Annotated in this window: 23 protein-coding genes; 16 read left to right on the forward strand and 7 right to left on the reverse strand. The window is 73.0% G+C overall.

Annotated features, from left to right (window positions below; genetic code table 11):
* Nucleotides 1–58 precede the first annotated feature (58 nt).
* The gene (locus ACZ6H8_RS15705) at nt 59–244 is read right to left on the reverse strand and encodes a hypothetical protein (protein ID WP_464147869.1); all 186 of its coding nucleotides are present in this window, start codon (nt 242–244) and stop codon (nt 59–61) included.
* A gap of 72 nt (nt 245–316) precedes the next feature.
* Here ACZ6H8_RS15705 and ACZ6H8_RS15710 point away from each other — a divergent pair, with 72 nt between their 5' ends.
* The gene (locus tag ACZ6H8_RS15710) at nt 317–766 is read left to right on the forward strand and encodes an N-acetyltransferase family protein (protein ID WP_464147870.1); all 450 of its coding nucleotides are present in this window, start codon (nt 317–319) and stop codon (nt 764–766) included.
* A gap of 242 nt (nt 767–1,008) precedes the next feature.
* A complete protein-coding gene (locus ACZ6H8_RS15715; protein WP_464147871.1) occupies nt 1,009–2,700 on the forward strand; it encodes an ABC-F family ATP-binding cassette domain-containing protein in 1,692 nt (563 codons plus the stop codon).
* 111 nt (nt 2,701–2,811) lie between these two features.
* Here ACZ6H8_RS15715 and ACZ6H8_RS15720 read toward each other — a convergent pair whose 3' ends face one another.
* Nucleotides 2,812–3,159 carry a DUF2231 domain-containing protein gene (locus ACZ6H8_RS15720; RefSeq protein WP_464147872.1) on the reverse strand — a complete coding sequence of 116 codons (348 nt, stop codon included), beginning with the start codon at nt 3,157–3,159 and terminating at the stop codon, nt 2,812–2,814.
* A 110-nt stretch (nt 3,160–3,269) separates the two neighbouring features.
* On the opposite strand from ACZ6H8_RS15720, the gene ACZ6H8_RS15725 reads away from it, so the two are divergent.
* The 6 genes from ACZ6H8_RS15725 to ACZ6H8_RS15750 all read left to right on the forward strand — a co-directional run bounded on the left by ACZ6H8_RS15725 (nt 3,270) and on the right by ACZ6H8_RS15750 (nt 8,613).
* Nucleotides 3,270–5,030, forward strand: a complete 1,761-nt coding sequence (locus ACZ6H8_RS15725; RefSeq protein ID WP_464147873.1) for a DEAD/DEAH box helicase — start codon at nt 3,270–3,272, stop codon at nt 5,028–5,030.
* 125 nt (nt 5,031–5,155) lie between these two features.
* Nucleotides 5,156–5,440 carry a DUF1540 domain-containing protein gene (locus ACZ6H8_RS15730; RefSeq protein WP_464147874.1) on the forward strand — a complete coding sequence of 95 codons (285 nt, stop codon included), beginning with the start codon at nt 5,156–5,158 and terminating at the stop codon, nt 5,438–5,440.
* A 151-nt stretch (nt 5,441–5,591) separates the two neighbouring features.
* Nucleotides 5,592–6,197, forward strand: coding sequence for a hypothetical protein (locus tag ACZ6H8_RS15735; RefSeq protein ID WP_464147875.1), 606 nt, complete (start codon nt 5,592–5,594; stop codon nt 6,195–6,197).
* A gap of 1 nt (nt 6,198) precedes the next feature.
* Complete coding sequence (locus tag ACZ6H8_RS15740) at nt 6,199–7,083, forward strand: alpha/beta hydrolase family protein (RefSeq protein ID WP_464147876.1); 885 nt, start codon at nt 6,199–6,201, stop codon at nt 7,081–7,083.
* A gap of 107 nt (nt 7,084–7,190) precedes the next feature.
* On the forward strand, nt 7,191–8,021 hold the full coding sequence (locus ACZ6H8_RS15745; RefSeq protein ID WP_464147878.1) for an aldo/keto reductase: 831 nt from the start codon (nt 7,191–7,193) through the stop codon (nt 8,019–8,021).
* Nucleotides 8,022–8,109: 88 nt separating this feature from the next.
* Nucleotides 8,110–8,613, forward strand: a complete 504-nt coding sequence (locus ACZ6H8_RS15750; protein WP_464147879.1) for a DUF2695 domain-containing protein — start codon at nt 8,110–8,112, stop codon at nt 8,611–8,613.
* A 3-nt stretch (nt 8,614–8,616) separates the two neighbouring features.
* Here ACZ6H8_RS15750 and ACZ6H8_RS15755 read toward each other — a convergent pair whose 3' ends face one another.
* Both ACZ6H8_RS15755 and ACZ6H8_RS15760 read right to left on the reverse strand, forming a co-directional pair.
* A complete protein-coding gene (locus ACZ6H8_RS15755; RefSeq protein WP_464147880.1) occupies nt 8,617–9,282 on the reverse strand; it encodes an alpha/beta hydrolase family protein in 666 nt (221 codons plus the stop codon).
* On the reverse strand, nt 9,279–9,899 hold the full coding sequence (locus ACZ6H8_RS15760; protein ID WP_464147882.1) for an NAD(P)H-dependent oxidoreductase: 621 nt from the start codon (nt 9,897–9,899) through the stop codon (nt 9,279–9,281). The genes ACZ6H8_RS15755 and ACZ6H8_RS15760 overlap by 4 nt, the downstream gene beginning before the upstream one ends.
* A gap of 80 nt (nt 9,900–9,979) precedes the next feature.
* On the opposite strand from ACZ6H8_RS15760, the gene ACZ6H8_RS15765 reads away from it, so the two are divergent.
* Nucleotides 9,980–10,579, forward strand: a complete 600-nt coding sequence (locus ACZ6H8_RS15765) for a TetR/AcrR family transcriptional regulator (protein WP_464147883.1) — start codon at nt 9,980–9,982, stop codon at nt 10,577–10,579.
* A 13-nt stretch (nt 10,580–10,592) separates the two neighbouring features.
* On the opposite strand, the gene ACZ6H8_RS15770 is transcribed toward ACZ6H8_RS15765, so the two are convergent.
* On the reverse strand, nt 10,593–12,167 hold the full coding sequence (locus tag ACZ6H8_RS15770) for a dolichyl-phosphate-mannose--protein mannosyltransferase (RefSeq protein WP_464147884.1): 1,575 nt from the start codon (nt 12,165–12,167) through the stop codon (nt 10,593–10,595).
* 70 nt (nt 12,168–12,237) lie between these two features.
* Here ACZ6H8_RS15770 and rsmI point away from each other — a divergent pair, with 70 nt between their 5' ends.
* The 4 genes from rsmI (at nt 12,238) to ACZ6H8_RS15790 (ending at nt 15,662) form a co-directional block, all read left to right on the forward strand.
* Complete coding sequence (rsmI, locus tag ACZ6H8_RS15775; protein WP_464147885.1) at nt 12,238–13,062, forward strand: 16S rRNA (cytidine(1402)-2'-O)-methyltransferase; 825 nt, start codon at nt 12,238–12,240, stop codon at nt 13,060–13,062.
* A gap of 47 nt (nt 13,063–13,109) precedes the next feature.
* The gene (metG, locus tag ACZ6H8_RS15780) at nt 13,110–14,657 is read left to right on the forward strand and encodes a methionine--tRNA ligase (RefSeq protein ID WP_464147886.1); all 1,548 of its coding nucleotides are present in this window, start codon (nt 13,110–13,112) and stop codon (nt 14,655–14,657) included.
* Entirely contained in the window at nt 14,654–15,115 is a 462-nt protein-coding gene (locus ACZ6H8_RS15785) for a gamma-glutamylcyclotransferase family protein (protein WP_464147887.1), read from the forward strand. Before metG ends, ACZ6H8_RS15785 begins: the two co-directional genes overlap by 4 nt.
* An 85-nt stretch (nt 15,116–15,200) precedes the next feature.
* On the forward strand, nt 15,201–15,662 hold the full coding sequence (locus ACZ6H8_RS15790) for an SRPBCC domain-containing protein (protein WP_464147888.1): 462 nt from the start codon (nt 15,201–15,203) through the stop codon (nt 15,660–15,662).
* 12 nt (nt 15,663–15,674) lie between these two features.
* Here the strand turns inward: ACZ6H8_RS15790 and ACZ6H8_RS15795 are convergent, their stop codons facing one another.
* Nucleotides 15,675–16,016, reverse strand: coding sequence for a hypothetical protein (locus ACZ6H8_RS15795; protein WP_464147889.1), 342 nt, complete (start codon nt 16,014–16,016; stop codon nt 15,675–15,677).
* A gap of 35 nt (nt 16,017–16,051) precedes the next feature.
* Nucleotides 16,052–16,579 carry a hypothetical protein gene (locus ACZ6H8_RS15800; protein WP_464147890.1) on the reverse strand — a complete coding sequence of 176 codons (528 nt, stop codon included), beginning with the start codon at nt 16,577–16,579 and terminating at the stop codon, nt 16,052–16,054.
* A 148-nt stretch (nt 16,580–16,727) separates the two neighbouring features.
* On the opposite strand from ACZ6H8_RS15800, the gene ACZ6H8_RS15805 reads away from it, so the two are divergent.
* From ACZ6H8_RS15805 to ACZ6H8_RS15815, 3 genes are all read left to right on the forward strand, one after another.
* Nucleotides 16,728–17,636: a TatD family hydrolase gene (locus ACZ6H8_RS15805; RefSeq protein WP_464147891.1), complete on the forward strand. Its 909-nt coding sequence runs from the start codon at nt 16,728–16,730 to the stop codon at nt 17,634–17,636.
* Nucleotides 17,627–18,466 (forward strand): 16S rRNA (adenine(1518)-N(6)/adenine(1519)-N(6))-dimethyltransferase RsmA, encoded by an 840-nt coding sequence (gene rsmA, locus ACZ6H8_RS15810; RefSeq protein ID WP_464147892.1) that lies wholly within the window; start codon nt 17,627–17,629, stop codon nt 18,464–18,466. Before ACZ6H8_RS15805 ends, rsmA begins: the two co-directional genes overlap by 10 nt.
* Nucleotides 18,467–18,627: 161 nt before the next feature.
* Complete coding sequence (locus ACZ6H8_RS15815; RefSeq protein WP_464147893.1) at nt 18,628–19,548, forward strand: 4-(cytidine 5'-diphospho)-2-C-methyl-D-erythritol kinase; 921 nt, start codon at nt 18,628–18,630, stop codon at nt 19,546–19,548.
* Nucleotides 19,549–19,639: the final 91 nt, after the last annotated feature.

Raw genomic sequence — 19,639 nt, forward strand, 5'->3', positions numbered from 1 at the left:
CTCTCGCGTCCCGCGCGTGTCGGGATGCGGCGTCCGCCGCGGGCGGACGCTGGCGGGCCTACTCCGGCGTCTCGCCGGGAGCGAGGCGCTGCTGCCTCCGCCACGTGTCGCCGTACCCGAGGCGATCCATGTAGCGCTCCACGAGCTCCTCCTCGTCGAGCTGGCCCTTCGTGTACGCGTCGATGTCCGCCTGGAACTGCGGCGTCATCGGCGGCATCTCCGCGGGGATCTCAGGGTCGGACATCGCGCCACCTTCCGTCGCGTGGATGGTAGCGAACGCCGACGCGGGAGCGCTGGGGGCTGGCACGATCGTGGCATGGCCGTCACGATCCGTCCCGTCCGTGCAGACGACCGCGAGCAGTGGGCGACGCTGTTCCGCGCGTACCGCGAGTTCTACCGCCTCCATCCCGACGAGACGGTCGTCGACCGTGTGTGGTCGTGGCTCATGGACGCGGGGCACGAGGTGCGCGGGCTCGTCGCCGAGGCAGACGGCGCGCTCGTCGGCATCGCGCACCATCGCCGCTTCGCGAGGCCCTCGACCGGCACGGTGGGGGTGTGGCTCGACGACCTGTTCGCGGCGGAGTCGGCGCGCGGCACGGGCGTCGGGCACGCGCTCGTGGCGCACCTCGGCGGCGTCGCGGCGCTCGAGGGGGCGTCGGTGGTGCGGTGGATCACCGCCGCCGACAACGCGACGGCGCAGCGCCTGTACGACCGCGTCGCCACGAGGACGAGCTGGGTGACGTACGACGCGACGCCCGGCGCCTGACGCGTCGCCCTGCGCACCCACCCCTCCGCCGGTCGCGTTTCGCAGGCGATCACGGGTGCTCGAGGGGTATCTTCCCTCGGACCCTCACGATCGCCTGCGAAACGCAACCGACCGGGAAGCTCGACGCGGCGCACGCGTACCCTCCACGTGGCGCTCGCAGCGTGGATGCCCTAGCCTGATCGGCTGCTCGATCGCGGGCCGTACGGGCGAGAGCCCGTGACCTCGAGACGCAGGATGCATCCATGGGCTTCATCGACGTCGGCGGCGTCTCGTACACGCTGCCGGACGGCACGCCGCTGCTCGCCGACGTCGGGTTCCGCGTGCCCGACGGACGCACGACGGCGCTCATCGGCGCGAACGGCGCCGGCAAGTCGACGCTGCTGCGCCTCGTGCGAGGCGCGCTGCGCCCGCACGAGGGCAGCGTGCAGGTGCAGGGCGGCCTCGGCGTCATGGATCAGACGATCGACGTCGGCGACGACGAGGATGCGACGATCGAGCACCTGCTCGTCGCGGTCGCGCCCGAGCGCATCCGCGTCGCAGCGCTCGCGCTGCGGTCGGCGGAGGCGGCGATGCTCGAACGCGACGACACGCAGACGCAGCTCGCGTACGCCACGGCGATCGCCGACTACGCGGAGGCGGGAGGCTACGAGCACGAGGTCGTGTGGGATCACTGCACGATGGCGGCGCTCGGCCTGCCGTTCGAGCGTGCGAGGTGGCGGTCGCTGTCGACGTGCTCGGGTGGCGAGCAGAAGCGCCTCGCGCTCGAGGCGCTGCTGCGCGGACCCGACGAGGTGCTCCTGCTCGACGAGCCCGACAACGCCCTCGACGTGCCGGGCAAGCGGTGGCTCGAGGAGCGGTTGCGGCAGACGCAGAAGACGGTGCTGCTCGTGTCGCACGATCGGCAGCTGCTCGCGAACGCCGCCGATCGCATCGTGACGCTCGAGGCGAGCCCCGCCGGGTCGTCCGCGTGGGTGCACGGCGGGGGATTCGGCGGCTACCACGAGGCGCGCGAGGCGCGCTTCGCTCGGCTCGACGAGCTGCGCCGCCGATGGGACGAGCAGCACGCGCAGCTGCGCAGGCTCGTGCAGACGCTGCGCGTGCAGGCGGCGAGCAGCGACGACATGGCATCGCGCTACCGGGCTGCCGTCACGCGGCTCGATCGCTTCGAGGCGGCGGGGCCGCCCGAGGCGCGCCCGCCGGCGCAGGACCTGTCGATGCGGCTGCGCGGCGCGCGCACCGGCAAGCGCGCCGTCGTGTGCACGGGCCTGGAGCTCACGGGGCTCATGCGACCGTTCGACCTCGAGGTGTGGTTCGGCGACCGCGTCGCCGTGCTCGGCGCGAACGGCTCTGGCAAGAGCCACTTCCTGCGGCTGCTCGCCTACGGCGGCACCGACCCGGATGCGACGCTCGGGCACGTCACGAGCGTCGGCGCGACCATCGCACGCGTCGAGCACGAGGGACGCGCCGTGCTGGGGGCGCGCGTCGTGCCCGGATGGTTCGCGCAGAGCCACGCCGCCGCCGGGCTCGAGGGGCGCACGCTGGTCGACATCCTGCATCGCGGCGACGACGAGCGAGCCGGCATGCCGCGCGAGCCTGCGAGCGCCGCACTCGACCGGTACGGGCTCGCGCACGCGTCGGAGCGCCGCTTCGAGCAGCTCTCGGGCGGGCAGCGGGCGCGGTTCCGCATCCTGCTGCTCGAGCTCGCCGGCGTCACGCTGCTGCTGCTCGACGAGCCGACCGACAACCTCGACCTCGTCTCGGCGGAGTCGCTCGAGGAGGCGCTCGGCCGCTTCGAGGGCACGGTGCTCGCCGTGACGCACGACCGATGGTTCGCGCGCACGTTCGACCGCTTCCTCGTCTTCGGCGAGGACGGCGAGGTCGTGGAGGCCGACGCGCCGGTGTGGGATGAGCGCCGCGTGGTGCGGGCGCGCTGACCGGCACCCATCCCCGTTGCGTTTCGCAGGCGATCCGGGGTGCTCGAGGGGTATCTTCCCTCGGACCCCCGCGATCGCCTGCGAAACGCAGAAGCGCGGAGGCGACGCGGGCTACGGCAGGTCGCGCGTGGGCGCCGGGTCGTCGGCGTCGTTCGTGTCGCCGTCGAAGGGGTTGTCGCCGATGAGCGGCGGCGCCTCCTCGCCGTCGAAGCCGCGGCGCTCGAGCACGAGCAGCGCGGCGAGCATCACGGCGAGGCACAGCGCGAGGTACACCCAGCCGACCGTCGAGGCCACGATGCCGCCGAGGGTCACGGTGACGCCCGTGATCGTCAGCACGCTCCAGACGAGGCCGACGAGCACGAGAGCGCCGACGGCCCACATCCACCACCGCGGGCGGGTGCGCCATGCGGCGATCGTGATGGCCACGGCGATGGCGAGCAGTCCGATGGGGAAGTGCATGAGCCGGATCGTACGCCGCGAGCGTGCGAGCGCGCTGACCGCCCGCCGACCGGCGCCGTCGCACGCTCGGCTTCGTGTCGCGTCGGCGGTCGGGTCTACCGTTGGTGCTCATGTCCAGCGAGCCTCAGCACTACGGTTCCTGGGCAGCAGACCACCTGCCGCCGACCTTCCCGGAGCGTGCGGCGTGGGGCACGGCGCAGACGCTGCGCGCCTGGCAGCAGGAGGCGCTCGAGCGGTACTTCGAGCGCGAGCCGCGCGACTTCCTCGCCGCCGCGACGCCCGGTGCAGGAAAGACGACCTTCGCGCTCCGCCTCGCCTCCGAGCTGCTGCGCCGCGGCACCGTGCGTCGCGTCACGGTCGTCGCGCCCACCGAGCACCTCAAGACGCAGTGGGCCGACGCGGCGGCCAGGGCGGGCATCCGGCTCGATCCCGGCTTCCGCAACGCGCACGGCGATGCGGCGAGGCACTACCACGGCGTCGCCGTGACCTACGCGCAGGTCGCGGCGCGGCCGGCGCTGCACGAGCGCATGACGCGCGGTGCCGACTCGCTCGTCATCCTCGACGAGGTGCACCATGCAGGCGACGCGCTGTCGTGGGGCGACGCGGTGCGCGAGGCGTTCGCGCCGGCGACGCGGCGGCTGTCGCTCACGGGCACGCCGTTCCGCAGCGACGACGCCCCCATCCCCTTCGTCGAGTACGCGCCCGCCGAGGACGGCGTGCGCTACTCGGCCACCGACTACGACTACGGCTACGCGCGGGCGCTCGCCGACCACGTCGTGCGTCCCGTGCTGTTCATGGCCTACGCAGGCACGATGGAGTGGCGCACGTCGATGGGCGACGAGATGCGCGCCACGCTCGGCCACGAGGACGCGAAGGACATCACGTCTGCCGCGTGGCGCACGGCGCTCGACCCCGGTGGCACGTGGATCCAGCAGGTGCTGCAGAGCGCAGACGCGCGGCTCACGCAGGTGCGCGAGCAGGTGCCCGACGCCGGCGGCCTCGTGATCGCGACCGACCAGTCGCAGGCGCGGCAGTACGCGGCGATCCTCGAGGGCACCTGCCGCGAGGCCGTCACGGTCGTGCTGTCCGACGACGCGGGCTCGAGCGCTCGCATCGAGGAGTTCTCGGCATCCGAGTCGCGGTGGATGGTGGCCGTGCGCATGGTGTCGGAGGGCGTCGACGTGCCGCGCCTCTCGGTGGGCGTCTACGCGACGAGCGCGTCGACGCCGCTGTTCTTCGCGCAGGCCATCGGCCGCTTCGTGCGCTCGCGGCGTCGCGGCGAGACCGCGACGGTCTTCCTGCCGTCGGTGCCGGTGCTGCTCGAGCGCGCCGCCGAGCTCGAGCGCCAGCGCGACCACGCGCTCGGCAAGCCCACCGACGACGACGAGCTGCTCGACGACGCACTCATGGAGGCGGCCGAGAAGCCCGACAAGGAGGAGCGCGAGGAGGCCCCCTTCACGTGGCAGCCGCTGTCGTCGGCCGCGACGTTCGACAAGGTGCTCTTCGGCGATCAGGAGTTCGGCCAGCTCGTCGAGCCCGGCACCGACGAGGAGCTCGACTTCATCGGCATCCCGGGCATCCTCGAGCCGGAGGAGGTGTCGGAGATGCTGCAGCGGCGCCAGCGCAGGCAGGCGGCGCGCATCGCCGAGAAGCCCGCGCAGCCGCAGCCCGACGCGATGTTCCGGTCGCTGCGCGAGGATCGGCAGCTGCTCAACGCGCTCGTGTCGATCGTCGCGAAGAAGCGCAAGCAGACGCACGGCATGGTGCACGCCGAGGCCAGGCGCGTGTGCGGCGGCCCCGAGGTGGCGAAGGCGTCGATGCAGCAGCTGCGCGACCGCATCCACTACCTGCGTCGCGCGATCGACTCCTGACGCGGGCATCCCGGGGTGTCGGGTGAGGGCACCCTCACCGGAAAATCCCCGGTCAGGGCAGCCTGACCTTGCTAGACGCCGCTCGAGGACGGGTGCATGCTGACGGCAGAGCGAAGGAGGACGCCATGACCATCGATCAGCTCCCCACCGTGTCGTCGTGCACCGCCACCACGTGCGGCTACAACCACGACGGCTGCCATGCACCCGCCATCACCGTCGGCGCCGCCGGCACCGACTGCGCCACGTTCCTGCCGCTGACGATCGACGGAGGCCTGCCGAAGGTCATCAGCCACGTCGGCGCCTGCCAGCGCACCGAGTGCGTGCACAACCAGTCGGCGCTGTGCCTCGCCGACACCGTGCGCATCTCCGGCCAGGGCACCGCGCACTGCGAGACGTACGAGGCAGCCTGACGCGTGACGCGTCGCCCGACGCCTCGCGGCAGCGACCGCGCGGCAGACGGCGAGGCGTCAGCGCGCATCCAGCGCTCGGTGGTTCGCTGACGCCATGAGCCTCCCGTACGCACCGAACGATCCGGCGGCGCCTCCGGCACGCACCGTGTCCATGCCCGCCACGCCCGGATCGCCCCTCGAGCCGCTGCGCGCCGGTCGGCGACTCGACCGCAGGCACTGGCTCCTCGCGGGCCTGCTCGGCATCGCAGGCGGCGTCATCGTCGACGGCGCCGCCCGTGGCCAGCTCGTCCTCGCGGCAGGCGGCATGGTGCAGGTGTCGCCCGACGTCGTGGTGCTCGAGGCCGCGCGGCTCGCGGTCGGCATCGTCCTCGTGCTGCTCGCGTACGCCTTCGCCCCCGGCGGCTTCGTGCGCACGCTGCTCGGCGCGCTCGCGCTGCTCGTCGGCATCGCGGCCGCCATCGGCGTCGCCGCAGCGATGCAGTTCGGCGACCCCGGCATCCTGCGCACGCCCGTGCTGCGAGCGCTCGTGAACGGTCAGACGCTCGTGCTGCTCGCCGGCATCGTCGGGTGGATCCTCGCCAGCGGTGCGCGCTGGTGGGGGTGGCTCGCGGTGCTGCTGCCGTGGACGGTCGGCGCGGCCGGCTTCGGGCTGGCGTTCGCCGGCGTCGACAGCGGGTACGCGATCGCGACCACCGGCGCGCTCTCGCTGGCCGTCGCGCTCGTGACGCTGCTGCTGACGCTCCCCAGGCGGCGCTGACGTGCTCACGCGTCGTGCCCTGCTCGGCGGGCTCGGCGTCGCGGGTGCGCTCGTGCTCGCATCGTGCGTCGACGACGCGGCGACGACGCCGTCGGACGTCGGCGAGGATGGATCCGTGACCCTCACGACCCACGCGTACGGCGACGACCCCGCACAGGTGTGCGACCTCCTGCTGGGCGCCGAGCCGCCGCGAGCGACGGTGATCCTCGTGCACGGCGGCTACTGGCAGGCAGGCTACGACCGCTCCCTCGAGGACGCCGTCGCAGCCGACCTCGTCGCAGACGGGTACGCCGTGTGGAACGTCGACTACCGCGGCGTCGGCGCAGGCGGCGGCAACCCCGCGACGTTCGACGACATCGCGGCCGCCGTCGACCTGCTCGCGACCGTCGGCGCGGATGCGGGCCTCGACCTCGAGCGCGTCGCGATCGTCGGACACTCGGCGGGCGGGCAGCTGGCGCTCTGGGCGGCAGGCAGGGCCACGTTGCCAGTCGGCGCGCCCGGCGCAGGCCCTGCGCTGTCGCCCATCGCCGCGGCGAGCCAGGCGGGCGTCAACGACCTCGTGACGGCGCAGGCGCAGTCGCTCGGCGGCGCCGCCGTCGCCTCGTTGCTCGAGATCGACCCCGACCAGCCCGTGCCCGCCGACCTCGCCGCCATCACGTCGCCTGCGCAGATGGTGCCGCTGGGCGTGCCGCAGCTCGTCGTCACCGGCGCCGACGACGTCACGGTGCCGCCCTCGCAGAGCGAGACGTACGCGGAGGCCGCGACGACCGCAGGCGACGACGTGCGCCTCGAGGTCGTCGCAGGCGAGGAGCACTTCGCGCATCTCGACCCCGCGAGCGAGTCGTGGGCGCTCGTCAAGGCCTGGCTGCTCGACGTGATGCCGTGACTGCTCGTCGGTAGGCTCGGGAGGTCGAGCGCGTCGCGCTCCATGGGCCCTGCGCGGCGAACCCGCGCGGCCTCGCGACCAGCTCGCATCGACGAGAAGGAGCCTGCATGACGACCATCCCCAGCGTCGCCCTCAACGACGGCACGAGCATCCCGCAGCTCGGGTTCGGCGTGTTCAAGGTGAACCCGGCAGAGACCGAGCGCATCGTGACCGACGCGCTCGAGGCCGGCTACCGCCACATCGACACCGCCGCGGTCTACGGCAACGAGGAGGGCGTGGGGCGCGCGATCGCAGCGTCCGGCATCCCGCGCGACGAGCTCTACGTCACGACCAAGTGCTGGAACGACGACCAGGGTCGGGCGTCGTCGCGCGACGCGATGGCGACGAGCCTCGAGAAGCTCGGCCTCGACCGCGTCGACCTGTACCTCGTGCACTGGCCCTGCCCCGAGAAGGGCCTGTGGCAGGAGACCTGGACGACGTTCCAGGAGCTGCGCAGCGAGGGCCTGACGACCTCGATCGGCGTGTCGAACTTCGACCACCGCTACCTGCCCCAGCTGCTCGCCGAGGGCGGCACCGTGCCCGTCGTGGACCAGATCGAGCTGCACCCGCAGTTCCAGCAGCGCGAGACCGCTGCGGTCGCCGCCGAGCACGACATCCTGCTCGAGGCGTGGGGTCCGCTCGGACAGGGCAAGGTCGACTACGAGTCGCAGGTGGCGGACATCGCCGCCGCGCACGAGAAGTCGTGGGCGCAGGTGGTGCTGCGCTGGCATCTGCAGCACGGCCACATCGTCTTCCCCAAGTCGAACCGTGCCGCTCGCATGCGCGAGAACGCGGAGGTGTTCGACTTCGAGCTCACGGCCGACGAGGTCGCGACGATCGACGCGCTCGATCAGGGTGCCTCGGGCCGCGTCTCGGCCGACCCTGCAGAGGTGAACTGACCCGAGCAGCACGCTCGATCCCGACGGGTCGCATCCGCTGTGGATGCGGCCCGTCGGTCGTGTCGGGGGCGGATGCCACGGTGCGCGCATGACTGCACAGCCCCAGCCCATCCGCCCGCCCGACGACGAGGCCGAGCGCCTCGTGCGCGACCTCGCCGATCGCATGCTCGCCGTGCGCAGCGGCGAGTGCCTCGCCTGCTACGTGCAGCGCATGGTGCACGAGCTCGGCTGCACCGAGCATCGGTTCGTGCAGCGCTTCCGCGACGAGGTCGCACCGCGAGCGACGGCGCTCGAGCGCCGTCTCGAGCGCCTCGGCGGCTTCTGCGACTGCGAGGTGCTGCTGAACGCCTTCGTGACGGTGGCGGAGCTCGAGGCTGAGGCGCAGCGCGAGGCTGCGAGACGGTGGGCGATCGCCGCCGATGACGACGACGCGTACGACGCCGTCGAGGAGGCGGAGGACGCCGCGCACGCCGAGCGCGAGCGGATGCGCTTCGAGCCGAGGCCGTGCGAGGGCGTCAGGCTCGGCTCGACGCAGCCGTGCAGGCGGTGGCGCACCTACCGCGTCGACCACCGCGTGCGGTGGCGCGGGTGAGGCTCACGCGAGCGTCTCGCGGATCCAGTCGACGACGCGGGGAGCGAGCTCGGCGGCGATGACGTCGGGCGCGCGCCTGCTCCCCTTGACCTCGAAGGAGTGCCCGCCGCCGTCGACGGCGTCGAGCGCCGCCGACGCACCGATGCGCTCGACGACGCCGTCGAGCAGGTCGCCGGACGAGAACGGGTCGTTCGTGCCCTGCACGAATCGCTGCGGCGTCGCGATGCCGTACAGGTGCTCGTCGCGCAGCCGCTCGGGCTTGCCGGGCGCGTGCAGCGGGTAGCCGAGGTAGACCAGCGCATCCGCGGGCATCCCGTCGGCGACGGCCATCGACGCCATGCGACCGCCGAACGACTTGCCAGCCGCGACGAGCGGCACGGCGCCGAGCGTGCGCGCGGCATCCGCGACGGTGCGCCACGCGGCGATGGCGGCGGGTGCGCGGTCGGGGAACCGCTTGCCCGCCGTGACGTACGGGAAGTCGAAGCGAACGACGCGCACCCCCGACTCGGCGAGCGCGTGCGCCATGCCCGCCATGAACGCGTGCTGCATGCCGGCGCCCGCGCCGTGCGCGAGCACGACCGTCGCCCACGCGGCGCCGCTCGGCTCGGAGACGATCGCCTCGAGGTCGGGAGCATCGGCGTGCGGGATGGCGAGGGCTCGGTCGGTCACCGCACCATCATGCCCGCGCTCGTCGCGTCGTCGCGCGACGCGGGTCGCGCTGCCGTCGCCGCGCCGTCCCGCCTGGCGTCGCGGTCCATGCGCGCGAGCCAGCGCTCGCGCTGCTCGGGAGTCGAGGAGCGCACCGTCGTCGCACGGGTCAGGCGCACGGGACGGATGCCGCAGAACCGCAGCGTGGTGGTGCGCAGCTGCCGCACGGTCGTGTCGCCCACGAGCGGCAAATACCAGCGAGGCGAGTCGCTCGTGACCACGAGCCGGCCCGAGCGTCCGGCGAGCAGCCCGACCGGCACGCCGCGCTCGGTGTAGCGGAACGCCTCGCCGTGCACGAGCACGCGGTCGAGGAATCCCTTGAGCAGCGCAGGCACCGAGCCCCACCACACCGGCGTGACGACGACGACGTGGTCGGCGTCGCGCAGGGCCTGCAGGGCGTCGGCGACGTCGGGCTCGATGGGCTGCTCGCTGCGGTAGCCGCGGTGCAGCACGAGGTCGAGGTCGAGGTCGCGCACCGCGAGCAGCCGCGCATCGTCGCTCGCTGCGGCGTACCGGGCGGCGAGCGCTGCGGAGAGGGAGTCGGGGTTCGGGTGGCCGTCGATCACGAGGGTGCGCATCGGGTGCTCCTTGCTCGGGGATGCAATCTTGACAGTGCCCACAATCTGGACACTGCCCAGCATCGGCTACGATCTTGCGCATGTCAAGATCCGAGGCGCGCTATCACCACGGCGACCTCCGGGCGACGTTGGAGTCCGCGGCCGACAGCCTGCTCGCCGAGCGCGGGAAGGGGGCGCTGAGCCTGCGCGAGGTCGCTCGTCGAGCGGGTGTGAGCCACAACGCGCCCTATCATCACTTCGCCGATCGCCTCGCGCTGCTGCAGCGTCTCGGCATCCGTCACATGGGTCGCCTGCTCGAGGCGCAGCGCGCGGCAGGAGCCTCGATCGCCGACCCGCGCGCTGCGTTCGTCGCGACGGGCGCCGCGTACGTCGCCTACGCCCACGAGCATCCTCATGGCTTCGCCGTCATCTTCGACCCCGAGGTGTGCGAGCCCGCGAGTCCCGGACCCGAGATGGCTGCGCTCATCGCAGAGAACGAGGCGCTCATCCGCGAGGCGATCGGCCGCATCGCGCCTGCGATGGGCGACGCGGAGCGTGAGGCGGCCGTCGTCGGCGCATGGGGCGCCGCGCACGGGCTCGCGCAGCTCGTCGCAGCCGGCCACGTGCCGATCGAGGCCGTCGCACCGGCGTTCGAGGCCTACCTCGCGATCGGTGCGACGCTCAGCAGCGCGACGCGCTGAGCCGTGCCCGGGCTCAGCGCCAGCCCGGCACCCAGTAGCGCAGGCGCAGCGCGTCCTCCGGCGACCACACCCCGTACCAGATGGGGGCGAAGAAGATCGCGCCCGCGATCGCCAGCACCACGATCGCCGCGACGAGGATGCGACCGACGGTCGCCGTCGCGGGCCGCACGCGGCCGTGCACCAGCCGCCACAGCAGGTAGGCGAGCCCGATGACGAGGAACGGCTCGAACACGATCGTGTAGAAGGCGAAGATCGTGCGGTCTGGGAAGGCGAGCCACGGCACGTAGCCAGCGGCGACCGCGACCACGAGGAACGCCGCCGTGCGGTCGAGGCGCGCGCCGATGCGGTAGAGCAGCACGGCGAGCGCCGCGACCGCCGGGTACCAGACGAAGGGGTTCGCGAGCGCCGTGATGAACGTCATGAGCCCGCCACCCGTCTCGAGCAGGAACGCCGTGGGACGCAGCAGCAGCAGCCACTGCCACGCAGGGCTCTCGAACGGGTGGTCGTTCGTGAGGCCGACGTGGAACGTCCACATCTGCTCGTGGTAGTGCCAGAGGCTCTGCAGCCCCGGCGACACCCACGCGAGCGGGCCCGTGAGCAGGGCGTCGGGGTTCTGGGCAGCCCAGTCGGACGAGTAGCCGCCGCCGTACCAGCCGCTCCACGACACGAGGTACACGGCGATCGCGGGCACCATGAGCAGCACGAGGCTCGTGGGCGCCTGGGTGAGGAGCGTGCCGACGTGCCAGCCTCGGACGCCGGCACGGCGCCGGTCGAGCGCGTCGAGCGCCACCGACCACAGGCCGAAGGCGGCCACGAAGTAGAGCCCCGACCACTTCACGGCGCAGGCCGCGCCCAGCGCGACGCCCGCGGCGACGATCCACGGCCGCGCCCACAGGGCAGGGCCGAGCCATGAGCCGGGATGCGCGTGCCGCCACCGCGCGATGCGCGCGGCCGCACCTCGGCGATCGAGCAGCAGCGCGCCTGCGCCGGCGAGCACGAACAGCGCGAGCGTCTGGTCGAGCAGCACCGTGCGGCTCATGACGATCGCCTGGCCGTCGATCGCGAGCAGCAGGCCTGCGAGCGAGCCCCACGTCCACGAGCGGGTGAGGCCGCGGGCGACGAGCAGCGTGAGCACGACGACGAGCACGCCGACGATCGCTGCCGGCCACCGCCAGGCGACGGGGTCGTCGATGCCGCCGATGCCCATGCCGATGCCGAGGATCCACTTGCCCAGCGGCGGGTGCACGACGAACGACGCCGCCGACTGCAGCGTCGACGCGCCCGACTCGAACGCGCCGTTCGCGTCGTCGGGCCACTGGCCCTCGTAGCCGAGCTGCCACAGCGAGAAGGCGTCCTTGACGTAGTACGTCTCGTCGAAGACGAGCTCGTGCGGGTTGCCGAGGTTCGCAAGGCGCAGCACGGCGGCGAGCGCGACGACTCCGATGGGGGCGGCGAGGTCGATCGCACGCCGGGCCGCTGGCGTGCGGAGCCGGTCGAGCGGGCTCGGGCGACGCGGCGCGCGGGGCGTCTCGGGCGTCTGCTGCGACGGCTCGGGCGGATGCGCGGGGGCGGCATCCGTCTGCGTCACCCGGAGATCCTCCCACGGCGAGCATGGGCATCCGCCTGCCTCGGGTGGTGCCGGCTGCTTGGATGGATGCATGCTCCTCGTCGCGGCCACGCCCATCGGCAACCTCGGCGACGCCACCACGCGGCTGCGCGAGGCGCTCGCGACCGCGCCGACCATCGCGGCGGAGGACACTCGCTCGGCGCAGCGCCTCCTCGCAGCCCTCCGCATCGAGCGCGACGAGCGCCCACGGCTCGTCGCCGTGCACGAGCACACGGAGGATGCGCTCGCGCCCGAGCTCGCCGAGCAGGCGCGCGACCACGACGTGCTGCTGCTCACCGACGCGGGCATGCCGACGGTCTCCGACCCCGGCTACCGGCTCGTGCAGGCGGCGATCGCCGCCGACGTGCCCGTGACGGTGCTGCCCGGCCCCTCCGCCGTGCTCACGGCCCTCGCCCTCTCTGGCCTGCCGACCGACCGGTTCGCGTTCGACGGCTTCCTGCCGCGCAAGCAGGGCGAGCGCCGCGCAGCGCTGCGCGCCCTCGCCGACGAGCGCCGCACCGTCGTGCTGTTCGAGTCGCCGCACCGCATCGCCGACGCGCTCGCCGACGTCGACGTCGTGCTGGGCGACCGCCCCGTCGCGGTCGCGCGCGAGCTCACGAAGCGCTTCGAGGAGGTGCGCCGCGGCACGGCGGCCGAGCTGCTGCCGTGGGCGCGCGAGGGCGTGAAGGGCGAGATCGTGCTCGTCGTCGGCGGCGCGCAGCCCGCGCCAGCGTCGCTCGAGGACGCCGTCGCCGACGTGCTCGCGCGCGTCGCGGCCGGCGAGCGCCTCAAGGATGCGTCCGGCGCGGTCGCCGAGGCGACCGGTCGCGGCCGCAGCGAGCTGTACGACGCGGCGCTCGCGGCACGGCGCGGCTGACCCCTCGGGAGTCCCCGCGCGTCATGAGCCCCCGCATCCTTCGTAGGATGGAGCCCATGCCTGCACGGTTCACGGTCACGACGCCGATCTACTACGTCAACGACGTGCCGCACATCGGGCACGCATACAACGAGGTCGCGACCGACGTGCTCGCCCGCTGGCATCGCATGCGCGGCGACGACACGTTCATGCTCACCGGCACCGACGAGCACGGGCAGAAGATCATGCGCACGGCGATCGCCCACGACACGACGCCGCAGGAGTGGACCGACCGGCTCGTCGAGACGGCGTGGAAGCCGCAGCTCGAGCTGCTCGACATCGCGAACGACGACTTCATCCGCACCACGGAGGAGCGGCACGAGGTCGGCGTGAAGATCTTCCTGCAGCGGCTGTACGACGCCGGCTGGATCTACCACGGCGAGTTCGAGGCCGAGTACTGCGTCGGCTGCGAGGAGTACAAGACCGCAGGCGACCTCGTGCCCGGCACGGGGGAGTACGAGGGGCAGCGCGTGTGCGCCATCCACTCGCGCCCCGTCGAGACCGTGCGCGAGGCGAACTACTTCTTCAAGCTGTCGCACTTCCAGCAGCAGCTGCTCGACCTGTACGCCGATCGCCCCGACTACGTGCAGCCCGAGCACGTGCGCAACGAGGTGCGACAGTTCGTCTCGCAGGGGCTCACCGACCTGTCGATCAGCCGTTCCACGTTCGACTGGGGCATCAAGGTGCCCTGGGACGACGACCACGTCGTGTACGTGTGGTTCGAGGCGCTCCTGAACTACGTCACCGCGATCGGCTACGGCGTCGACGACGAGTCCTTCGAGCGTCGCTGGCCTGCCGTGCACATCGTCGGCAAGGACATCGCCCGCTTCCACGCGGTCATCTGGCCTGCGATGCAGATGGCCGCCGGCATCCCCGTCTCCGACCACGTCTTCGGTCACGGATGGCTGCTCGTCGGCGGCGAGAAGATGTCGAAGTCGAAGGCGACGGGCATCGAGCCGCGGCAGATCACCGACGTGTTCGGCGTCGACGCGTTCCGCTACTACTTCATGCGCGCGATCGCGTTCGGCTCCGACGGCTCGTTCTCGTGGGAGGACCTCGACGCGCGGTATCACTCGGAGCTCGCGAACGGGCTCGGCAACCTCGCGAGCCGCACGATCGCGATGGTGCAGAAGTACCGCGACGGCGTCGTGCCCGACGTCGCGCCCGTGCAGGAGGTCGCCGAGCTGCTCGCCGCCTCCGTCGCGCGCGCGGATGCCGCGATCGATCGCTTCCACATCCACGAGGCGATCGATCAGGCGATGCGCATCGTCGACCGACTCAACGGGTTCGTCACCGAGCAGGCGCCGTGGGTGCTCGCGAAGGACGACGCGCAGCAGGATCGGCTCGACGCCGTGCTCGCGACGCTCGCGCAGGGCATCGGCACGGTGGCGATCCTGCTCGCGCCCGTCATGACGAGGTCGACGCAGGCGCTGTGGGCGGCCATCGGTGGCGAGGGCGCCGTGCTCGAGCAGCCCATCCGCGAAGCGCACGCGTGGCGAGGCACGGGTCGGGTCGAGACGATCCCGCCGCTGTTCCCCCGCATCGAGGCGCAGTGACCTCGACCGACGGGTTCGCCGCGGGCGGCCCGACCGGCGACGAGCCGCTGCTCGACGACCCGGCGACCGACGACGCGGGCACGAGCGACGCGAGCGGGGCCGATGCGGGCGCGCAGCACGCGGTCTTCTCGTTCGGCACGCTGCGGCAGGAGTCGGTGCAGGAGTCGCTGTACGGCGGCACGGTGCCGACCGTGCCCGACTCGCTCGTCGGCTGGCGGCTCACGACGGTGCGCATCACCGACCCCGCCGTGATCGCAGCGTCCGGCAGCGACGAGCATCCCGGCATCGAACGCTCGGGCGACGTCGCCGACCGCGTCGACGGCGGGGTGCTGACGCTCGACGACGCAGGCCTCGCCGCCACCGACCGGTACGAGTCGGTCGGCTACGAGCGCACGTCGATCGTGCTGGCGTCGGGTCGTGAGGCGTGGATCTACGTGCCGCGCCCCGGTGCCGGCTGACACGCACCCTCGTGCTGCGCTGCCGGCTTCGATAGCGTCGGATGCGCTCGCCGCACCGCGCGGCGAGACGAGCGAGGAGGCGACCGTGACGACGACCCATGAGCGCGTCGGCGAGCAGCGCATCGTGCACCGACGCACGTTCCAGGGCTCCGTGGACGACGTGCATCGCGTGCACACGACCGCCGACCTCTTCGTGCGATGGATGGGTCCGCGCGGCTCGCGCGTGCGCCTCGACCGCTTCGACGCCGTCACGGGCGGCGCGTTCGACTACACGGTCGAGGTCGGCGACGGCCGCTACCGCTTCTGGGGGTCGTACCACGAGGTGCTGCCCGCGCGCATCACGCACACGTGGCAGTTCGAGGGCGAGCACGACGTGACGCTCGAGATCCTCGATCTCGCCGAGGTCGCGCCCGGCGTCACCGAGCTCGTCGCCACGTCGGTCTACGCCTCGAAGGAGGCGTGCGATCGCATGGTCGAGAGCGGGCTCGACGGCGGCATGGACGAGGACTTCGAGCGCTTCGACGAGCTGCTCGCCGCGCTCGCCTGACGGCGCTCCCGCTCACGCCGTCGGCACGTCCACCTCGACGTCGGCGTCGAACCCGAGGCCCACGATGCGCACCGTGAGCCGCGCATCGACGGGCACGGACTCCGGCAGCCGCAGCACGTAGTGCCACGGCGTGGGTGCGCGACGCGGACCCCTGCGGATCGTCGGCTGGAAGACGGCGTCGACGCCGCCGTCGCGCGCTCGCGTCGTGATCGCGATCGGTGCGGCGTCGGCCGGCGCGCGCAGCACGACGACGACCCGGTCGTCGCCGAGGCGGCGCACGACCGGGCCGCCTGCCAGGGCGGCGGCGTCGACGCCGTCGGGCAGCCCGCGTCTCGCGGCCCGCTCGACGCGCATCCCCTCGACGATGCGCGGCTGTCGCTCGTCGACCACTACGGCGCGAGCGGCACGACGATCGGGTCGCCCTGCTCCTGCAGGCCCGTGACGGTCACGTCGATCTGCTGGGAGGCGTCGACCTCGCTCGAGAGCGGCAGCTCCCAGCCGTAGACGCGGAAGTCGGCGGTGCACACGAGGTCGCCGGTCGGAGGCGTGAACGTGACGGTGATGGCCGTGTCGGACTCGACGGTCGCGCCGACCGGGGAGGCGACGCACGCGCTCGATCCGGAGCCGCCGACGAGCACCGCGAGGGTCGTGCCCTCCTCTGCCCACTCGACGATCGGGAACGTCTGCGAGCCCATGGCATCCGACAGTCGGGGGTCGTCGTCGGGGATGGGCGTGGGCTCGCCCGCGGCGGGCGGCGCGGAGTCGATCGGGCTCGGGCTCGTCGTCGACGACGGCTCGGGACTCGGCTCGCCGGATGCGCCGGGGCTCGTCGTGGACGTGCAGGCGGCGGTGAGCGCGAGCCCTGCCGCGGCGAGCACCGCGAGGGCGGTGCGGGTCGTGCGCGTGATGGTGGTCATGTCGGCCTCCTTCGACTGATGTCGAGCATGGCGCAGTGCGGTGGGAGGCACCACACAACCCGGTGCGCGAGTCGTTCGTCCAGGCGTCGCCCTCCACGGCCAGGCGGCGCCGACGGGCCGCATGGCGCGGCGCGCCTAGGCTGGACGGGTGACGCTGCCCGATGAGCCAGGACCCCACTCGCTGCCAGGCGGCGAGTACGTGCGAGAGCGCGCCGTGACGCCCGGCCGCGACCTCACGAGGCCGCCGGTGCCCGAGCCGCTCGCCGTGCCCGTGTACGACAACCACACGCACCTGGAGATCAAGGACGGCGAGGCGTTCGGCTACCGCGAGGCGCTGGATGCCGCCACGCGGGCCGGGGTCGCGGGCATCATCCAGGTGGGTGGCGACGTGCCGTCGTCGGAGTGGTCGGCCGCGCTCGCCGCCGCCGACCCGCGCGTGCTCGCGGCCGTCGCGCTGCATCCGAACGAGGCGCCTGGCTATGCGGATGCCGACACGCTCTTCGACGCCCTCGGCCGCATCGACGAGCTCGCCGCCGAGCCGCGCGTGCGCGCCGTCGGCGAGACGGGCCTCGACTTCTTCCGCACCGGCGACGACGGCAGGCGCGCGCAGCACGAGTCGTTCGAGGCGCACATCGACATCGCGAAGCGCCACGGCATCGCGTTGCAGATCCACGATCGCGACGCGCACGACGCCGTCGTCGAGACGCTCCTGCGCGTCGGCGCACCCGAGACGACCGTCTTCCACTGCTTCTCCGGCGACGAGGACCTCGCCCGCATCGCGAACGAGCACGGCTGGTACATGTCGTTCGCGGGCACCGTCACGTTCGGCAACGCGAGGAACCTGCACCGCGCGGTGACGGTGGCCGACCCTGCGCTGCTGCTCGTCGAGACCGACGCACCCTTCCTCACGCCCACGCCGCATCGCGGCCAGCCCAACAGCCCCTACCTCATCCCGGTCACGGTGCGGGCGATGGCGGAGCGTCGCGGCGTCGACGCCGACGCGCTCGCGGCGCAGCTCACCGAGAACACGCACCGCGCGTACGGGACGTGGGCATGAGCCTGCTCGGCGCATCCGAGATCCGTCGCCTCGCGGCCGACCTCGACCTCACCCCCACGAAGCGCTGGGGGCAGAACTTCGTGCACGACGCCAACACCGTGCGACGGATCGTGCGCGTCGCCGACGTCGAGGGGCGCTCGGTGCTCGAGGTGGGACCGGGTCTCGGATCGCTGACGCTCGGCCTCACCGAGGCCGGCTGCGCCGTGACTGCCGTCGAGATCGACCAGCGCCTCGCCGATCGGCTGCCGCGCACCGTCTCCGAGCATCAGCCGGACGCGTCGCTCACGGTCGTGACGAAGGATGCGATGCAGCTGGCGCACGCCGACGTCGCCGTCGCGCCGGAGGCGGTCGTCGCGAACCTGCCGTACAACGTGTCGGTGCCGGTGCTCATCCACCTGCTCGAGACGTTCGACTCCATCGAGCGCATCCTCGTGATGGTGCAGGCCGAGGTGGGGCAGCGCCTCGCCGCGCCTCCCGGGTCGAAGACGTACGGCTCGCCGAGCGCGAAGGTCGCCTGGTGGGGGTCGTGGGCGCTCGAGGCGGAGGTGTCGCGGCAGGTGTTCTGGCCGGTGCCGAACGTCGACAGCGTGCTCGTGGGCTTCCGTCGTGGCGAGACGCCGGGCGACGAGGCGCTGCGGCGCGGCACGTTCCGCGTGATCGACGCCGCGTTCGGGCAGCGTCGCAAGATGCTGCGGCAGGCGCTGTCGTCGACGTTCGGCTCGTCGGCGGAGGCCTCGGCGGCGCTCGAGTCGGTCGGCATCGATCCGACGCTGCGCGGCGAGCAGCTCGACCTCGCCGCGTTCACGCGTGCGGGTGCGTTGCTGGTCTGACGCCGCCTGCTGTCCGTTGCGAGGTGCGCTTGCTGCACTCAGGTGCTGGTGCAACGGCACCTCAGTGCAGCAAGCGCACCTCGCAACGGCGAAGCGTGCCTCGGTGAGCGTCTGGGGATGCGTGGAGGATCGGGGTGCCGCGCGCGGCTAGGCTCGACCGCGTGCAGCCCAGCGTCGTCAGAGCCAAGGCGCCAGGGAAGATCAACGTCTACCTCGGCGTCGGTTCCCTGCAGGACGACGGCTACCACGAGATCGCGACGGCGTACCACGCGGTGAGCCTCCACGAGATCGTCGAGGCGCGCGAGGCCGACGACTTCTCGGTCGAGGTCACCGGCCCCGTCGACTCCACCGGGCTCTCCACCGGCGCCGACAACCTCGCGGTGCGGGCCGCGATGCTGCTCGCGCGGCACGCGAAGGTCACGACGGGCGTCGCGCTGCGCATCGAGAAGCACGTGCCCGTCGCAGGCGGCATGGGCGGCGGGTCCGCGGATGCGGCGGCGACGCTCGTCGCGTGCGCAGAGCTGTGGGGTCTCAAGGTCGGCCGCGACGAGCTGCATCGACTCGCAGCACGCCTCGGCGCCGACGTGCCGTTCGCGCTGCAGGGCGGCACTGCCGTCGGCACCGGTCGTGGCGACGAGCTGAGCCCCGCGCTCGCGCAGGGCCAGCTGCATTGGGTGCTCGCATTCTCCGGCACGGGCCTGGCGACGCCCGACGTGTACGCCGAGCTCGACGCGCATCGGCTGCGGCACAAGGCCGACATCATGCCCGCGGTGCGCAGGCCCGAGGTCGACGCGCGCGTGCTGCAGGCGCTGCGCGCAGGCGACGCGCACATGCTCGCCGAGGTGCTGTCGAACGACCTGCAGCCCGCGGCGCTGCACCTCGCGCCCAGGCTCGCCGGCACGCTCGAGCTCGGCGAGCGCAGCGGCGCCCTCGCAGGCATCGTCTCGGGCTCGGGTCCGACGTGCGCGTTCCTGTGCGCCGACGTCGACTCGGCGCTCGAGGTGCAGGTCGCGCTGGCCGCCGCGCGCATCCCGTCGTCGAAGGTCACCGGCCCCGTCGCAGGCGCGCGCCTCATCGACTGAGGCTGCCGCGTCGCGGGATCGATCGGTCCATGTGCGGACCGACCGGCGGGCGAGCACCCCACCCGACGGTCGATCGCCCGGCGCGGACCGC

It is taken from the genome of Agrococcus sp. AC640b, from assembly GCF_979255995.1.